At 38.2% G+C, this 16,479-nt stretch carries 16 protein-coding genes; 6 read left to right on the forward strand and 10 right to left on the reverse strand.

All coding sequences use genetic code 11. The features are described 5' to 3' along the window. Positions 1–7: 7 nt before the first annotated feature. The 3 genes from NSU02_RS01865 to NSU02_RS01875 form a co-directional block, all read right to left on the reverse strand. A complete protein-coding gene (locus NSU02_RS01865) occupies positions 8–892 on the reverse strand; it encodes an acetaldehyde dehydrogenase (acetylating) (protein WP_063388382.1) in 885 nt (294 codons plus the stop codon). Positions 893–912: 20 nt separating this feature from the next. Next, the gene (locus tag NSU02_RS01870; RefSeq protein WP_339194005.1) at positions 913–1,698 is read right to left on the reverse strand and encodes a 2-keto-4-pentenoate hydratase; all 786 of its coding nucleotides are present in this window, start codon (positions 1,696–1,698) and stop codon (positions 913–915) included. A gap of 85 nt (positions 1,699–1,783) precedes the next feature. Beyond that, positions 1,784–3,244: an aldehyde dehydrogenase gene (locus tag NSU02_RS01875; protein WP_063388380.1), complete on the reverse strand. Its 1,461-nt coding sequence runs from the start codon at positions 3,242–3,244 to the stop codon at positions 1,784–1,786. A gap of 211 nt (positions 3,245–3,455) precedes the next feature. Between NSU02_RS01875 and NSU02_RS01880 the strand changes: the two genes are divergently transcribed. Together NSU02_RS01880 and NSU02_RS01885 are read left to right on the forward strand one after the other, a co-directional pair. After that, positions 3,456–4,235: an IclR family transcriptional regulator gene (locus NSU02_RS01880; protein WP_311066782.1), complete on the forward strand. Its 780-nt coding sequence runs from the start codon at positions 3,456–3,458 to the stop codon at positions 4,233–4,235. Between the two features lie 20 nt (positions 4,236–4,255). Beyond that, entirely contained in the window at positions 4,256–5,194 is a 939-nt protein-coding gene (locus NSU02_RS01885; protein WP_117017460.1) for an amidohydrolase family protein, read from the forward strand. A 190-nt stretch (positions 5,195–5,384) separates the two neighbouring features. Here the strand turns inward: NSU02_RS01885 and NSU02_RS01890 are convergent, their stop codons facing one another. Continuing rightward, positions 5,385–6,152: an inositol monophosphatase gene (locus NSU02_RS01890; RefSeq protein ID WP_066247136.1), complete on the reverse strand. Its 768-nt coding sequence runs from the start codon at positions 6,150–6,152 to the stop codon at positions 5,385–5,387. A gap of 316 nt (positions 6,153–6,468) precedes the next feature. Between NSU02_RS01890 and NSU02_RS01895 the strand changes: the two genes are divergently transcribed. The 4 genes from NSU02_RS01895 to NSU02_RS01910 all read left to right on the forward strand — a co-directional run bounded on the left by NSU02_RS01895 (position 6,469) and on the right by NSU02_RS01910 (position 9,886). After that, complete coding sequence (locus tag NSU02_RS01895; RefSeq protein WP_063388391.1) at positions 6,469–7,185, forward strand: FadR/GntR family transcriptional regulator; 717 nt, start codon at positions 6,469–6,471, stop codon at positions 7,183–7,185. A gap of 19 nt (positions 7,186–7,204) precedes the next feature. Then, positions 7,205–8,413: a CoA transferase gene (locus NSU02_RS01900; protein ID WP_339194008.1), complete on the forward strand. Its 1,209-nt coding sequence runs from the start codon at positions 7,205–7,207 to the stop codon at positions 8,411–8,413. Further along, complete coding sequence (locus NSU02_RS01905; protein WP_130157911.1) at positions 8,414–9,364, forward strand: hydroxymethylglutaryl-CoA lyase; 951 nt, start codon at positions 8,414–8,416, stop codon at positions 9,362–9,364. 159 nt (positions 9,365–9,523) lie between these two features. Continuing rightward, on the forward strand, positions 9,524–9,886 hold the full coding sequence (locus NSU02_RS01910) for a hypothetical protein (protein WP_311066784.1): 363 nt from the start codon (positions 9,524–9,526) through the stop codon (positions 9,884–9,886). Positions 9,887–10,065: 179 nt separating this feature from the next. Here the strand turns inward: NSU02_RS01910 and NSU02_RS01915 are convergent, their stop codons facing one another. The 6 genes from NSU02_RS01915 to NSU02_RS01940 form a co-directional block, all read right to left on the reverse strand. Beyond that, entirely contained in the window at positions 10,066–10,995 is a 930-nt protein-coding gene (locus NSU02_RS01915; RefSeq protein ID WP_117017455.1) for a response regulator, read from the reverse strand. A 32-nt stretch (positions 10,996–11,027) separates the two neighbouring features. After that, on the reverse strand, positions 11,028–12,233 hold the full coding sequence (locus NSU02_RS01920) for an ATP-binding protein (protein ID WP_339194010.1): 1,206 nt from the start codon (positions 12,231–12,233) through the stop codon (positions 11,028–11,030). Positions 12,234–12,354: 121 nt separating this feature from the next. Next, positions 12,355–13,005 carry an amino acid ABC transporter permease gene (locus tag NSU02_RS01925; RefSeq protein WP_117017463.1) on the reverse strand — a complete coding sequence of 217 codons (651 nt, stop codon included), beginning with the start codon at positions 13,003–13,005 and terminating at the stop codon, positions 12,355–12,357. A 122-nt stretch (positions 13,006–13,127) separates the two neighbouring features. Then, positions 13,128–13,781 carry an amino acid ABC transporter permease gene (locus NSU02_RS01930; protein WP_066247119.1) on the reverse strand — a complete coding sequence of 218 codons (654 nt, stop codon included), beginning with the start codon at positions 13,779–13,781 and terminating at the stop codon, positions 13,128–13,130. A gap of 63 nt (positions 13,782–13,844) precedes the next feature. Next, the gene (locus tag NSU02_RS01935) at positions 13,845–14,711 is read right to left on the reverse strand and encodes a glutamate ABC transporter substrate-binding protein (protein ID WP_339194013.1); all 867 of its coding nucleotides are present in this window, start codon (positions 14,709–14,711) and stop codon (positions 13,845–13,847) included. Between the two features lie 21 nt (positions 14,712–14,732). Beyond that, the gene (locus NSU02_RS01940; RefSeq protein ID WP_327873198.1) at positions 14,733–15,461 is read right to left on the reverse strand and encodes an amino acid ABC transporter ATP-binding protein; all 729 of its coding nucleotides are present in this window, start codon (positions 15,459–15,461) and stop codon (positions 14,733–14,735) included. Positions 15,462–16,479: the final 1,018 nt, after the last annotated feature.

The raw sequence follows: 16,479 nt of genomic DNA on the forward strand, positions 1-16,479 counted from the left end.
TCCTTCCTTAAACATTCACTTTAGAAGTAATATTTTTCGCCCATTCCTCCGCCACTTTCACTGCTGCGGCTGTCATGATATCCAAATTGCCTGAATAAGTCGGCAAATAGTCTCCAGCGCCTTCCACTTCGATAAAAACTGTTATTTTATTTCCGTCAAAGAGAGGTTCTTGTCTTAAGCGATAGCCCGGTACATAAGATTGGACTACTTCCACCATATCTTTGACGGATTGAGTAATCTTTTTTTGATCGACAAAATCATTTTCTACAAGGCAATATATCGTATCTCTCATCATAATCGGCGGTTCAGCAGGGTTTAAAATAATGATAGCCTTCCCTTTTTTAGCGCCGCCGATTTCCTCGATTCCGCGCGCTGTCGTTTCGGTAAACTCGTCAATATTTGCTCTAGTTCCGGGACCGGCGCTTTTGCTTGAAATCGTTGCCACAATTTCTGCATATTTGACAGGCTGAACTTTGTTGATGGCATGAACGATCGGAATCGTCGCTTGGCCTCCGCATGTAATTAAATTAATGTTGTCGGCATCCAAATGTTTATCAATATTTACAGGAGGTATGACAGACGGACCGACGGCAGCAGGTGTTAAGTCAAGAACTTTTTTCCCTGCTTGCTTCAGCAATTTTGCATGGCGTATATGAGCTTTTGCGGAGGTGGCATCAAATAGAATATCCGCTAGATCGGGATTTTCTAAAAAACCTTTAATGCCGGTATCAATCGTGTAATATCCGAAATCTTTTGCTTTTTTTAATCCGTCCGATGAGGGGTCAATTCCGATGACCGTTGTAAGCTCCAACACATCTGATCGACGGATTTTGTACATTAAATCTGTTCCGATGTTGCCGGACCCTAAAATTCCAACCTTTACTTTATTCATAAAATTCTCCTTTCAATCTATTATTCTGTAAATGATACCGTTACATGCCCGAGATGAGCGAACCGCGCCGTAAAGACGTCTCCAGCTTGTGCATCAGCGGCTCTGGATAGAGCGCCTGATAAAATGATTTCTCCGGGACGTAATGAAATATCAAAATCAGCCAGCCTGTTGGCGAGCCATGCGACACAGTTTGCCGGATTGCCTAATGCTGCTGCGCCGACACCGGTATTGACTAGTTCCCCGTTTTTTGTCAAGCTCATTCCAATTAATTCGAGATCAACATTTTCTATTTTTTCCGGTTTTCCTCCCAATAAGAAATATCCGGATGAAGCGTTGTCGGCAATGGTGTCAGCCAGCTTGATTTTCCAATCTTTAATGCGGCTGTCGACAATTTCTAATGCCGGAACAATATAGTCAGTTGCTAAGATCACGTCTAAAGCGGTTACGTTTGGACCTTTAAGCTCCTTTTTTAAAATGAAGGCAATTTCAGCTTCTACTCGCGGCTGCAAAACTTTTTTCATGGAAATGCTTCCGCCGTTTTCAACGAACATGTAATCTAATAAATGTCCATAGTCCGGTTCATCGACTCCAAGCAGCTTTTGCATTGCTAAAGATGTTAAACCGATTTTTTTTCCGACAATTTTTTGACCTTGATCGACCTTTCTTTTTATATTTTCCAGTTGTATAAGATAAGCTTCTTCGGCAGTCAGATTCGGATCAACGGAAGTAAGAGGATCTGTCGCCCTGTTTAAAGCTTCAGCTTCCTGCAGTTGATTGGCAAAGTTGGCAATTTTCGTTGTTAACATTTTTTCCTTCCTTTCTCATTCAGACAGAATGATTTGGTAAGCAGGCTATTTTAACATACTCCTTATGTTTCAACGGCACCTTAAATTATAGCTTTATCGTTATGTTTGAAAGCTCTGTATAAAAATCTAAGCTGTGCATGCCGCCCGTTCTGCCAATTCCGCTGTGCTTCATTCCTCCAAACGGCGTTCGTAAATCACGCAGGAACCAGGTGTTGACCCAAATGATGCCTGCTTCAATTTGATGTGCCACCCTGTGTGCACGCCGTAAATTATTTGTCCAAATAGTTGCGCTTAATCCGTAATGTGTATCATTGGCTTGGGCTATAACTTCCTCCTCCATGTCAAACGGAGAGACAGTTACAACTGGGCCGAATATTTCTTCCCGTACGCAGCGGGAATTTCGATCCAAACCAGTTATGATTGTAGGTTCGAGATAATAACCCTTATCTAATCCGTCTGGACGCTTTCCGCCTGTTAAAATTTCTGCCCCATCTTGCTTGGCTATGTCGATGTAGCTGTTGACGCGTTCGTAATGTTCCTTGCTTACGAGTGCGCCGACATCTGTGCCATTTTCAAATGGATCGCCAATCTTTAATTCTTTTGTTTTCTTTACAAATTTTTCTAAAAACTCTTCATAAGCTGGGCGCTCTACATAAATTCTTGAACCGCAAAGACAAACTTCGCCTTGGTTAATAAAGCTTGATTTGATGGTAGTTTCAATGACTTCATCTAAATCTGAATCGGCAAAAATAATGTTTGGATTCTTGCCGCCCAATTCATATGAAAGTTTTTTCAAGGAATTAGATGCTGCTTTCATAATGGCTGCTCCTGTACCCGGTTCACCGATAAAGGAAATGGCGTCAATGTCAGGATGTTCGGCAATTGCTGCCCCAGCGGAGTTTGGACCGAAGCCATGAACAAGGTTGACAACTCCGTCCGGAACACCGGCCTCTTTGCAAATTTCCATTAATGCAGTAGCGGTTAAAGGAGTCCACTCTGCAGGTTTAATAACAGCTGTGTTGCCCATTCCTAAACATGGAGCCAGCTTCCAAGTCAATAATAAAAGAGGTAAATTCCAAGGCTTGATAATTCCCACTACTCCGACTGGGCGCCTGTGTGCATAATGAATGGCCTGATCATCTTGCTGATAAGCTTCATTCGTAATCGAAATGATGTAGTCAGCGAAGAAGTGGAAGTTATAGGCAGCACGGGGAATGTCAATTTTTTTTGCAAGAGATAGCGGTTTTCCTGTATCCAATGATTCCAATCGTGCCAGCTCATCCTGTCTTTCTTGGATTAAATCGCCAATGCGCCGCAAAATTTTTGAACGCTCCGTTAATGTTATGTTTTTCCAAGGGCCGTTCAAAGCCCTTTTGGCAGCGGAAACGGCATAGTCGACTTCTTTTTTTCCTCCTTCAGCGACTGTTCCGATTACTTCCTCAGTTGCAGGATTAATATTGTCAAAGGTCCTTTTGTTATCGGATTCAACAAATTGTCCGTTAATAAAATGCAAGCAGTTAATCGTTCCGTTTGAGTTGATTGGCATGATTCACCCTCCCGAATATCATCATAAATTTCAACTGTGACTTTAATGGTAGTTTCCCTATGTTGCACTTTCAACTTCTAAATTGCTATATATGCAACAAATATAAAAATTTTTAAAAATATCGAAATATTTAATTTTTTACTTTTCAGTTGTTCATATATTTGATATATTCTCGTATAAAGAAAATTGATGTAGAGGGGGAGGGTGTACATTGAATGGAAAAGACGAGAAAAATCAGCTTTCTTCCATCAAAAATGCGCTGAAAATATTGAAAAGCTTTACAATGGAAGAGCCAGAAAAAAAAATAAGCGATTTATCCAATTCTCTAGGATTAAATAAAAGCACAGTCAGCAGGACAATGAAGACGTTGGCAAGTGAAGGATTTGTTTATAAAGATTCAGAAACGAAGAAATACAGATTGGGATTATCCATTTTATCTTTAAGCGGCGTGCTATTCAGCAATATGGATATTTACAGAGAATCGCAGCCTGTACTAAATAAACTGGTCGAAGCAACCGGTGAAACTGCCCATATTTCTGTATTGGACAATTTAGAAGTTGTTTATTTGCAAAAAGTAGAGTGCAATCACCCCGTAAGATTTTTAACCCATATCGGGAGACGCAATCCGCCTTATTGCACGAGCTCTGGAAAAGTTTTAATTGCATTTTCGGAAAATGAAACGGTCGAAAAAATTATATCTAAAGGGTTAAAGCGTTTTGCTAAAAATACGATTACGGATCCTGAGAAGCTGAGAGATCATTTAAAAAAAGTAAGGGAGAATGGGTATGCCGTTAGCATTGAAGAATTGTCCGAGGGAGTTAATTCCATTGCCGCCCCGATTTATGATTATACCGGAAAGGTTATTGCAGCACTTTCTGTAGTCGGTCCAAAACAACGAATCAATTCTTACAAGCTTAAAGCGATGGCGAAACAAGTGATCGCAGCCAGCAAGGAAATTTCTGAAAGAATGGGGTATTTGAATTTTTCTTAATTTGGTGGGAGAGTGGAGAGATGTATGATTTTCATACACATTTCATCCCTGAAGGCGTGATGGAATGGGTAAAAGAACATAAAGAAACTATTCATGCTGAATGGGTGAAAAAAGAAAAGGATAAGGAAGAGTTTTTGATTGTTAATCAAAAATGGGGATTTGAATTAAAAAAATCTTTTTTAGATTTAACCCTTTTTTTAAACGAACAATTGAAAGCGGGAGTTCATCATTCCGTCATTTCACCGATACCGCAGCTTTTTATGTACGAGTTTCCGGAAGAAATCACTGCTGAACTATCCGGCGTGTATAATGATTCATTAGCGCGGCTTGTGCAATCGTTCCCGGAAAAATTGTCTGCGCTGGCAACGGTTCCGTTAAATAACCCGGATAAAGCTGCACAAATCTTGACAGATGCGATGGGAAAAGGGTTAAAAGGAGCCATTATCGGTCCTGGGGCAGCTAATCATATGCTGTCAGATGAATTTTTTATCCCATTTTTTGAAGAAGCCGATCGGTTGAAAGCGATTGTTTTCATTCATCCGTTATTGAGCGAAGATCCTCGCTTGAAAAGAAGAATGATGCCAAATTTAATCGGTGTTCCGTGGGAAACAACGATTTGTGCTACAGATCTTTTATTAAGCGGATTGATTGATCGATTTCCAAATGTGAAAATATTATTTGCCCATGGCGGAGGATTTTTGCCTTACCAAATCGGCAGAATAGAAAAAGGATACGAAGAATGGGAAGCGGTTTCAAAAAATTTAACATCCTCTCCGAAAGAATACTTAAAGCGTTTTTGGTATGACAATGTTTTGTGGGAGCAAGCAAGCATTGACTATTTAGTGCGAATAGTGGGAGAAGATCGAGTAGTGCCTGGCTCCGATTTTCCGTTCGACCTTTCTGTCTGGCCTCCAAATGAAAAGCATTGCAAAGGGGCAAGTTCATTAATAGATTTTTAAAAGCTTTTCGTCTTTTAAGCCAGCAGGCTGGACAATCAATCGCTAAATGATTTATCTTTTGAATCATCGTTCCGGTTTTTGTTAGCAAAACGTTATTTCACGAACGGGCCCAGCATCATGAAAACGGAAATGTCGTTGTATTATATGGCAGCAGAAAAGCATAAAAGCAGTCTAGACTTGCGGACTGCTTTTATGCCGTTGTGTGCTGAACAGGCAGTAAAGGTGCTATCTCGTCTATTATTTTTTGATCAGCAATGACAGTATAATTTCCGATCGTTTGTATAGCTCCGCCCGCTTCGCACACAAGCAGCTGTCCAGCAGCAATATCATAAAAATTAGGCTTATAGTAGACTGCGATATCAAGTTTGCCGCAAGCAATGTAGGCTAAAGTGACAGCAGCTGTTCCGATCATTCTGACTCGGTAAACGTCGTTTACAATGTTTTCAAGCAATGAAATGCGCTCTTTATTCGTTTGTTTATTGGCGTCCTTTGCAAAATCGCCAATGGAAATAAAAGCTTCCGCCAGGCTGGCATTTCGAATGTTTATAGCATTTCCATTTAAATAGGCTCCTTCTCCCTTTGCTGCCCAATACGTTTCCCCAAAAGCAGGCAATGATATAGCAGAGACGACTGGATCATTTTGATAGGTTAGGGCGATGGAAACTCCGTAAAGCGGAACGCCGAAACTGTAGTTGATGGTCCCGTCAATAGGGTCAATCACCCATTCAAATTCATCCTTTCCCCCAATGCTGCCGGCTTCCTCACTGAATATGCGGTGATCAGGATATGTCTCCTGAATGCGATCAATGATCAGCTTTTCAGCTTTCAAATCCATTTCAGTCACAAAATCTTTTGCTGACTTTAATGTTTGCTGCCCAGCTTTTCCTGCATACGGCCGAATCAATTCACCGGCCTCTTTAGCTAACTTTATCGCAAAAGGCAAATATTGCTTATACATTGCGTTCCTCCTTCGGAAAAGTGAATCAATGATTGATTGCTATTAATTAATCATAATATATTTCAAGAAATTTAGGAATAGATGGAATGTTAACACACACTTGCTTTAGAAGTGTAATGAAAGGTTTCCACATGAGAAATGAAATGCCCTGGATAAGAAAAATCATCTTACATCTTGCATTGAACGCTTTTCTCTTCATATCTTCCGGTGTTTTACATGTTCGATGGTGCAGCGGCTTGACGATTTAATGACAGAATATTATAATTTTAATAAAATTGGACTGCCCAACAGTCCAAAAAATGAAAGGAACATGTTTATGAAATCCAATATATTTAATGAGCTCACCAATACGAGAGTTTACGAAAAAATTGTTGATCAAATTAAGCAGCTGATAGAAGAAGGAAAACTAAAACCAAATGACCGCCTGCCTCCGGAGCGTGAATTGGCGAAAATTCTCGGGTGCAGCAGGACTTCTTTGCGGGAAGCATGCAGAGTTTTAGAATCGGAAGGAATCATTATTTCAAAACCAGGCGGCGGACGGTTCGTTCAAAAAGTCGATCAAAGCTTGATTCTGAAATATCAGATCAACCCTATTGATGTACTCGAAAAAACAACAGTGATTCAATTTTTGGAGGCCCGGGAAGCATTGGAGCCAAAAATTGCTGAAATAGCATGCGAAAGGGCAACGAAAGAAGATATAGAAAAGATGGAAAAGGCATTGAAATTAATGGAAGAAAAGTTGAAAAATCCGGAAGAGGAAATAGATGCAGACAGCAACTTTCATTTATCTCTCGCCCAAGCGACACATAATTTTGTGTTCATCTCATTTATGGATACGAATTTGAATTTATACCGCCAAGTGCGAAAGCAAACGTTGCAGTCGCAAGCGCGTTATTCTGAATCTTTTTTTGAACATGAAGCGATTTTGGAAGCCGTGAAACAGAAAGATAAAGCAAAAGCATCGGAAGCGATGAAAGTCCATTTAAGCAATTTGCGAAGCAATGTATTAGGCATGCTGCCAGAGAAAAATTAATGTTTTGGAGGGGGATACGATGGAAAAAGGAAAATATGGTCCGTTAACAGGAGTAAATATTTTGGATATATCGACTATGATCGCTGCTCCTTTTGGGGCAACACTGTTAGCTGACCTTGGCGCCGAAGTGACGAAAATTGAATTGCCCAATAAAGGTGATACTTTGCGGACTGTAGGCCCTTGGAAGGGGAATGAGCCGCTCAGATGGCCAGGGCTTGCCCGCAACAAAAAATCAGTTACTTTAGATATACGGAAAGAAGAAGGAAAAGAAATTTTAAAAAAACTTATAAAAAATACGGATATTTTAATTGAAAACTTTCGCCCCGGTACTCTTGAAAAGTGGGGGCTAGGGTATGAAGAATTGAAAAAAGCAAATCCTAAATTGATTATGGTTCGAATCTCGGGCTACGGTCAAACAGGACCGTATCGCGAAAAAGCCGGGTTCGGAACTCCGTGCACCGCTTTCAGCGGCCATACTTATATCCAAGGGTATCCGGACAGACCGCCTGTCAGCCCATCTTATTCATTGCTTGATTATATCACTGGTGTATATACTGCATTTGCTGCGGTCAGTGCATTATATTACCGTGATAAAACTGATGATCCAGAAGGGCAAGTAGTCGAAATGGGATTATATGAATCGATTTTCCGAATGCTCGAATTTTTAGTAGCTGAATATGACCAAAACGGTATAGTAAGAGAAAGAACACCCGGGTTGGCCGGACATTCAAGTCCAGCAGGAACATATGAAACGAAGGATGGAAAATATGTTGTTCTTGTTTGCAGTACTGATTCAACTTTTAATCGGCTTGTAGAAGCAATGGAACGAACAGATATGCTTGAGGATGAACGTTATTATACAAATTCACAACGTTTAAAACATGACGATGAAGTACAAAAGATTGTCTCTGACTGGATACGCCAGTTTACGCTGAAGGAGCTGCAGGAAAAATTGGATTTGTACGGTGTGCCTGTCAGTCCGATTTTAAGTATTAAAGATATTTTTGAAAATGAACATTATCAAGCTAGGAAAAACATAGTAGAAGTTGAGCATCCTCGACTTGGAAAAGTAAAAGTGCCGGGCGTCGTTCCTAATTTTTCAAAAACTCCTGGAACCATTCGTTACCGCGCTCCTGAGCTTGGAGAGCATAATGAAGAAATATTAGGCGGAAAATTAGGGTTATCAAAACAGGAGCTTGCCGAGTTAAAAGAGAAAGGAGTCATTTAAATGAGTGATGCCATATTTCCTGCAAGGGTCATCATTTGCGAAGTTGCGCCGCGCGACGGGTTTCAATCAGAGGATCAATGGATTCCGACTGAACAAAAAATAAAAATTATCCGTGCGCTTGCGAACACAGGAGTTCAATCGATAGAAGTGACATCGTTCGTTCATCCGAAAGCAATTCCGCAGTTGAAAGACGCCGAGGAAGTTGTGAAAGGGATAGAAGATTTAACGCATATTAAATTTCGGGCTTTAGTGCCAAATGTAAAAGGGGCCCAAAGAGCAATTGCGGCTGGAATAAAGAAATTGAAGCTTATGCTCTCGGCAACAGATTCGCATAGTTTATCAAATGCAAACTGCCTTGTGGAAGAAGCGCAAAGAGGATTTGAACCTATTGTCGATTTGGCGCAAAAACATAATGTTGAAGTAGGAGGATCAATTTCCGTTGCATTTGGATGTCCGTACGAAGGAAAAGTGCCTTTAGAAAAAATAGTAACAATTGTAGATCGATATAAGAAAATGGGGATAACTGAAGTTTCGCTTGCTGACACGACAGGAATGGCCAATCCAAAACAAGTCTATCAATATCTTGGCGTATTAAAAAAGGAATTTCCTCACATGACTTTCTCCATGCACTTCCATAATACGCGCGGAATGGCGTTGGCGAATGTGGTTGCCGCTTTGCAGCAAGGTGTCATCCATTTTGACAGTTCTGTCGCAGGTCTCGGCGGATGCCCATATGCACCAGGAGCAACGGGTAACATAGCAACAGAGGATTTAGTTCATTCACTAGAAGAGATGGGGATTGAGACTGGAATTCATTTAGATCGCATAATTGACGTTGCAAAAGATGTAAAAAACATGCTCGGTCATGATGGAGGAAGCTACATGCTTCAGGCAGGACCTTGTTCGAAATTGAGTCCAAAACCAACTGCTCAGGAAAAATTAGAAAAGTAAAATGATTGGTATGGAAAACATATTTTTAGATCGATCTAATAAGATCGATCAATTTTTTTCCGTCAAAAAAAAGAGCCAGTTGAAATGCGTAAACCCAATCTGTTAGGCATTGAATAAAGAGTCGTAGCAGGGCAGAAAAGTGACAGGAGCTAAAGGCGGTTGTTGAAAACGAAAGAGCAAGAAACTCGAATGGTGAATTCGAAAACTCTGGCGATGACTCATTCGCTGTATCAAGGAGAACGTGGAATTCTGGGCAAGATCCCTGCCGCAACGTTCCTTGACAACATGATCATTTGTTCGGGAAGACGACCGACAGGAAGACTTGCCGGATTTACCTGCCACGTCAAGCCATCAGATCCATGTTTCTATCAAAGAGGGAAATTTACAAAAAAATTTGGACTTAACCGATTGTTATATTATATGTTATCGAAGGCTTTCCACATAAAAATCCCTTCCATGAGCTTTCTTTTTTCGGTCAACTATATCATTCGTGCGGTGGTTCAGTTTTTTATTGTGCAGTAGACATAGTATGATGATCATTGCTTTCTTACAACTTTATATTCGGCGGATCATTTCCCTTATAAAAGAAAGGACTAAGATATAACATGTGTCAACAGATTGCCGGGAATAGATTCCAATTCATCGGTGGAGGTGGACAAGAGATGCTGATGAAAAATAATTTTTACTATATATGTAAGAAACTAGTGAAAATTCATTTCTTCTTTTGTCTCTAAATAAAGTGCAGTTATAAATTTTTTTATGCTCAATCGGCATTTTGTTGTCTTTTCTCCATTTTTTAGTTCCTCCATTCGTTGGCGGATTTCTTCAAAATCAAATAAACGAGGGGCGTAATGTTCGAAATTAGGATTTGTATAATCAGTTAATCCAATTGAAGCTAAATTGGTGAATGTTTGTAAAACTATTCGGCGAATACGCTGTTCCATGGCACGCAATTCCTTTTGTAGAGATTCTTCATCAAAATGATTGCCAGATTGCAGCAAAATTTGTTTGTATAAGTCTTTTAATTGAGGAAGGTCGTGTATATTTTTTCCATTCTGTTCTCGAGCCTCTAGCCATTTTATCACTGCTAATATGTCAGAAGTTCCCGTCTCGCCAGCAATGCCTAAAGTGAGAAGGAGATGGCAAGCTTTTTCCTCAATCGAATGCTTTGCAGAATATGTAGAAGCTTTTAAAAATGGTTGCTGATCTTTATCATCCATTACTTCTAATAAATTGCGAATAGATATAAGTGAAGAAGATAAGGCAAGATGGTTGGCAACTCGTTTTAAAACGGAAACAACTTCGTATTTGTTAATAGGTTTTTGAATGTATGTGTCGACACCCTGCAAGTATGCTTCACCGACCATTTCTTTATTTTCAACCTGAGAAATCATAATAAAGGGACCGGGGAATCCTTCGCTTCTCAATTTTTTCATTGTTTGAATGCCGTCTAGTCGAGGCATCAATAGATCAATTAGAATAACATCCACATTTTTGAGTTGATCGATTGAAACATTAATCCCATCATCTGCTTGTCCGATAACTTTTCCAAGCCCGCTGTCTGTTATTATTTTTTCCAACATTCTTCTAACAACAGGATCGTCTTCAATTAGGAAGAAGCGAAGGTACATCATGTTCCCCCCCTTTCTTTATTATGGAATACTTATGTAAGCGTTTTAAACAGCTGATCTTTTGGTATCGTTACTATAAATTGAGTAGGTGGTCCTTTTTCATTTGATAATTGTATTGAACCATTTAAATTTTGTACAATTTTTTGGGCGTGTGTCAAACCGATTCCTGTTGATGGATTCCCGTTTTTGTCAAATTTTGTTGTAAATCCGGGTTCAAAAATCCAGTCTTGATCTTCCTCGGATATACCAATACCGGAGTCGGTTACGAAAAATTTTATGTTATGATTATCTTCCACTACACGCAGTTCAACCCAACCTGAATGACGTATTGCTTCGACTGCGTTTGAAACAAGGTTGTTTAATACAGATAGAAGAGCATATACATGGTTAGTACATGAGTCAATATCACATTTTTTTTGGAATTGAATTGGCTTTTCTAAAGCTTCTGCATATTTTTGATTTGTTTTAATAACTAAATCGCAAATATCTGTAATGGAAATATGAAGGTTTAGTTGCTCTTGACTCATTAGTTTAGATAATCCTGCCAAAATCTTTTGTGAATCTTTTTTCACTTCATGAACATGTTCAGCAATATAAAGGGCTGTACTTGCCTCTTTATTTTCTAATTCCATTAAACGCATATATAGTTGATAGCTTTTTCTAGTTATATCTTCTAGATGGCTCATTGATTTCCGCAAAAAAAATGTTTCTTCATAAAGGCTTGTATTGATCATAACGAGACGTTCGAGTTCATGTTGTCGCGCTTCGCTTATGGCTTTTAATTGAGAGAAATTCAAAATATTGTAAAGCCCTACTGCGCAAAAACTTCTTAAAATCCCAAATAAAAGTAACATCCAAATAGTTTCTAACGTGAGGGTAAATTGTTCTTGTATTAGTATGCGAAAAGATAATTCCACCATATTAGATGAAAAATCAATGTATGCTCCAATGATTCCTACACGAATGGGAGTTTTTAAATATTTTTGAATTTTTGTAACATAAACGAGTAAAGTAAAATTAAAATAGTAAAAGGCAGCGGGTAAATGGATAAAGAAACTGTCGATCCAAAAGACTCGCCCTAATATAAGATCGATCATCATCCGAAACAGCAAAACAAAAATGCCAGTACTAAATCCAGTTACAAGGATAGGAGCAGATCGAAAAGATAGTAATCCAAAGAAGAAAATTGCACTTCCTAATGAAAATCGAAAAAAATTATCAAAAGGATTGATTTTCATTTCTCCCAGAAGTGCAGTAGTGAAAACAAGGACAACAAGTGTCCAAAGGCGGTTATTCATCGCATTCTCCCTCATAGACAATTATAATACCATTATGGCCAGAAACCTACGAAACGTCTATTTAGATATATTTGTTTTCCAACCGTCTTGAAACTAATGATAATAAATAATTTACAGTAAAATACATGAGAGCAACTAAAATAAAGATCGGAATGACATAGTTGATATTTTTGCCATTAATGATTTGTGCATGATTCATTAATTCTGGTAAAGAGATCACGACAGCAAAAGAAGTATCCTTTAGTAGTGAAATGAATTGACTGACAATTGGCGGAACCATCCGGCGTAAAGCTTGCGGCAGTATAATATACCATAAAGTTTGCAAATAATTTAATCCAGAAGAACGAGCAGCTTCTATTTGACCTTTTTCAATGGAATTTAATCCACTTCGAACAATTTCTGACAACATAGTAGATTCAAAAACTACTAATGCTAAAATGGCAGCGGCCATTTTATCTAATTTTAACCCTATTTCTGGAAGAGCAAAAAACGTAAAGAAAATAATTAATAATAACGGTAAGTTTCGAATCGTTTCCACCCAAACGGCTAGTAGGTGACTAATGACCGGAACTTTTGTGTAACGCAATACACCGATCATGATGCCGAATATAAAACTAAGGGTAATGGATATAAAAGCAACAAGTAGGGTGACAGAAAATCCTTTCAAAAGAAATATGATATGACTGGGTGAATAAGCACCAATAAAATCCATTTTGTTTTCCCCTCCCTCTATAAATTCTCCCAATTCTTTAACACCTATAGATTCTTAACCTCATGTTAGTGGATACAAATTAAATTTATTCAATATATTTACATGGTAGAGGGCTATCCTCTTTATCTATTTTTTGCTAGTCTGCGTTCAAGAAAACTGACACTTAAGCTTAAAGGAATAGTTAACAGCAAGTAAAACATAGCAACAAAAATATATACATCAAATGTTACGAATGTTTCAGAAGATATTAAATCACCGAAATACATGAGATCTAAGCCAGCAATTACACCGAGTACAGACGAGTTTTTCACAAGATTAAGAAATTGATTTCCTAATGGAGGGATAACAATTTTAATTGCTTGTGGCAAAATAATATACCACATCGTTTGTACGTATGTTAAACCGGACGAACGGGCAGCTTCCATTTGACCTTTCGGTACTGCTTGAATACCTGCACGTATCGACTCGGCGATAAATGCGGCTGTATAAGTTGTAAGACCTAGTGTTCCTGCCAAAAAAGAATTAATGCGTAACCCCAAAGCGGAAGGAGCGAAAAAGAATACAAATACTATTAACATCAACGGGATGTTTCGGATAAATTCCACATACATCGTGCCAAGCCAATTGAGTGGTCGAAAGGGAGCTATACGGAAAATAGCGATAATTGTTCCTACAACTAAGCTTGCAATCATAGCAAATACACTAGCTTTTATTGTATTAAAAAAGCCTTCTATATACATATCCCAATGATCAATGAGTATGGAAAAATTCAACAAATATAATCACTCCTTTCAGGAAGAAACAGATGAGGGTGAAAAACCGCTCATCTGTTTATCAAATTATTTTTCATTTTTTGGTACGTCTCCGATCCATTTCTCATAAATTTTGTCATATTCACCGTTTTCTTTAATTTCTTTTAAATATTCATTAATTGTATTTACAAATTCTGTATCACCTTTGCGGACAGCAATTCCATAAGGTTCTTCTGTAAATGTTTCATCAACGACTCGGAAATTAGGATCTTGCTTTGCCATTCCTAGTAATAAAGCATTATCTGTTGTCAAAGCATCTCCTTGACCAGCTTTTAAAGCAGTAAAGGCTTCAGCATAATTTTCAAATTCTAATACAGTTGCTTCTGGTGTTTTTTCACGAATATTTTGAGCGGAAGTAGATCCTTTTGCCGTTAAAACGGTTACACCTTTTTTGACGTCAGAAATACCGTTGATTTTGCTGTCTTTCTTCACAAGTAAAGATTGTCCGGCCATAAAATAAACATCTGAAAAATCTACTTCTTTTTTGCGCTCTTCCGATATAGTCATTGTGGCAATGATACAGTCGATATCGCCATTGTTTAAAAGAGGAATTCGGGTTTTAGAAGTTACTTCTTTCAGTTCGATTTTATTTTCATCTCCTAATATTTTTTTAGCTAAACCTTTAGCAATATCGATATCAAACCCTTCCACCTTTCCGGTTTTAGGATCCTTAAGTCCGAAAAGATTTAAATCATATTTTACGCCGACAATCAATTTGTCCCTTTCTTTTATTTTTTCTAACGTATTTTGATTGTCGGAAGAATTTTCTGTTTTTTCTTGTTCTGCAGTAGTATTAGTAGTAGTTTTTCCGCCGCAGGCTGACAAAATAGATATACATAAAATAGAAATTAAAGAAATGGAAAGTATTTTCTTACAGAATGATCGAAAGCTCATATATAACATCCCCCTTCATATTTAATGATTTAATATTCTGTTTAGGAAATTTTTTGCTCTTTCTTCTTTTGGATTGGAGAAAAATTCTTCAGGTGTTGAAACCTCTAATATTTTCCCTTGATCAATAAACACAATTCGGTCTGCAACTTCTCGGGCAAAACCCATTTCGTGTGTTACAACCACCATGGTCATCCCTTCTTTCGCCAGCTTTTTCATGACGTCTAACACTTCTCCGATTGTTTCTGGATCCAGTGCAGAAGTTGGTTCATCAAACAACATGATTTTTGGTTTCATTGCAAGACCACGGGCAATTGCAACACGCTGTTGTTGTCCTCCGGATAGAGAGGATGGATAGGAATTTGCCTTATCAGGTATTCCTACTTTTTCTAAATAGTACATTGCAGTTCTTTCAGCCTCTTCTTTTGCAACTCCTAACACTTTTATAGGAGCCAGCGTAATGTTTTGTAGGACGGTTTTGTGAGGATAAAGATGAAAATGTTGAAATACCATCCCGATGTTGCGGCGTAATTTATTTATATCTGTTTTTTTGTCATGAACTTTTACATTATCTACTATTAATTCTCCACTAGAAATTGTTTCAAGCCTGTTAATACAACGAACGAGTGTACTTTTCCCGGATCCTGAAGGACCTATAATGACGACAACTTCCCCTTGTTTAATATGCAGATTGATATTTTGCAGAACATGGAATTTTCCGTAATGTTTATTTACTTCACGGAAAATGATCATTAATCAACCCCCTCCTTTCTATATGTAAATAATTTTTAAAATATTTAACAAATTTTAAATTAATATTAAATTAAATCTACGAAAATCTACAAAAAATTACAAAAACCAAATAAAAAACCTTGTCATATTTTTTTACAAAAGTAGAGAATGGTATAAATGGGTATACTGTTAAAAAATTTTATGTAATGCGGGGCAGATACAATATTTCTGAATGAGTTTGGAATTGATAGGGAACCGATTTCCTTTGCAGGAGACTGTCTAGAAAGTCAAATTCCAAAAATATTAACGTTTTAACCCATAAAAAAGAGGCATCAATAAGCAGTAAACACAATTAATCTGCCATATATGATTAATTGTTATGTTCTTCGAATTTTCGCTGGAGGGCTTCCTGCGCTTCTGCAAATCTTCGTAACTTTTCGTTCTGCTAAAAGTTTGAAAGGTCAAATATAATGCTTTTTCAGCGGATTCTTAACTGCTTAAACTGTTCATCGGCTTTAGACGTTTCCGAATCTCCTTGATCGCTCGTTGGATGGTATTTATCGTGTACATCACACTTCGATTACTGCTTAGGTTCATGAAGGCGAGACTCAAGATCGGGCTTCTCTTTTAAAATTTACTCAATTATTCCGATGCAAACTGCCGAAACAACTTCCATGCGTTTTCTTTACCCGGAGATCGATTAGACTGATGCCCTTTTGGTGCTAAGAACGAAACTCGGAATTTCAAACGCGAATTTCCCTTTTATAAACATTATACGGGCTCGCTTTAGGAAGCGATCATCAAGACACGGGAAATTAGCATGTGGATGGAAAGTCCCTATTCTCCTGACGATCAGTTGTATGACCAGAAAGAGAGGACATCAAAAATGGAGCAACCGTCCACTATCCAAGCGTTATGCTGTTTTATATTTGGACTACGACGGTTGAAAAAAGTCATTTATGTAGTGTTAGGAGTAAACGAAAAAGGATATCGCAAAATTTTGGATTTTTTCGTAGGTGGACAAAATTCTGTAAAACCT

The organism is Aeribacillus sp. FSL W8-0870 (genome assembly GCF_037963755.1).
Taxonomy (GTDB): domain Bacteria; phylum Bacillota; class Bacilli; order Bacillales; family Aeribacillaceae; genus Aeribacillus; species Aeribacillus composti.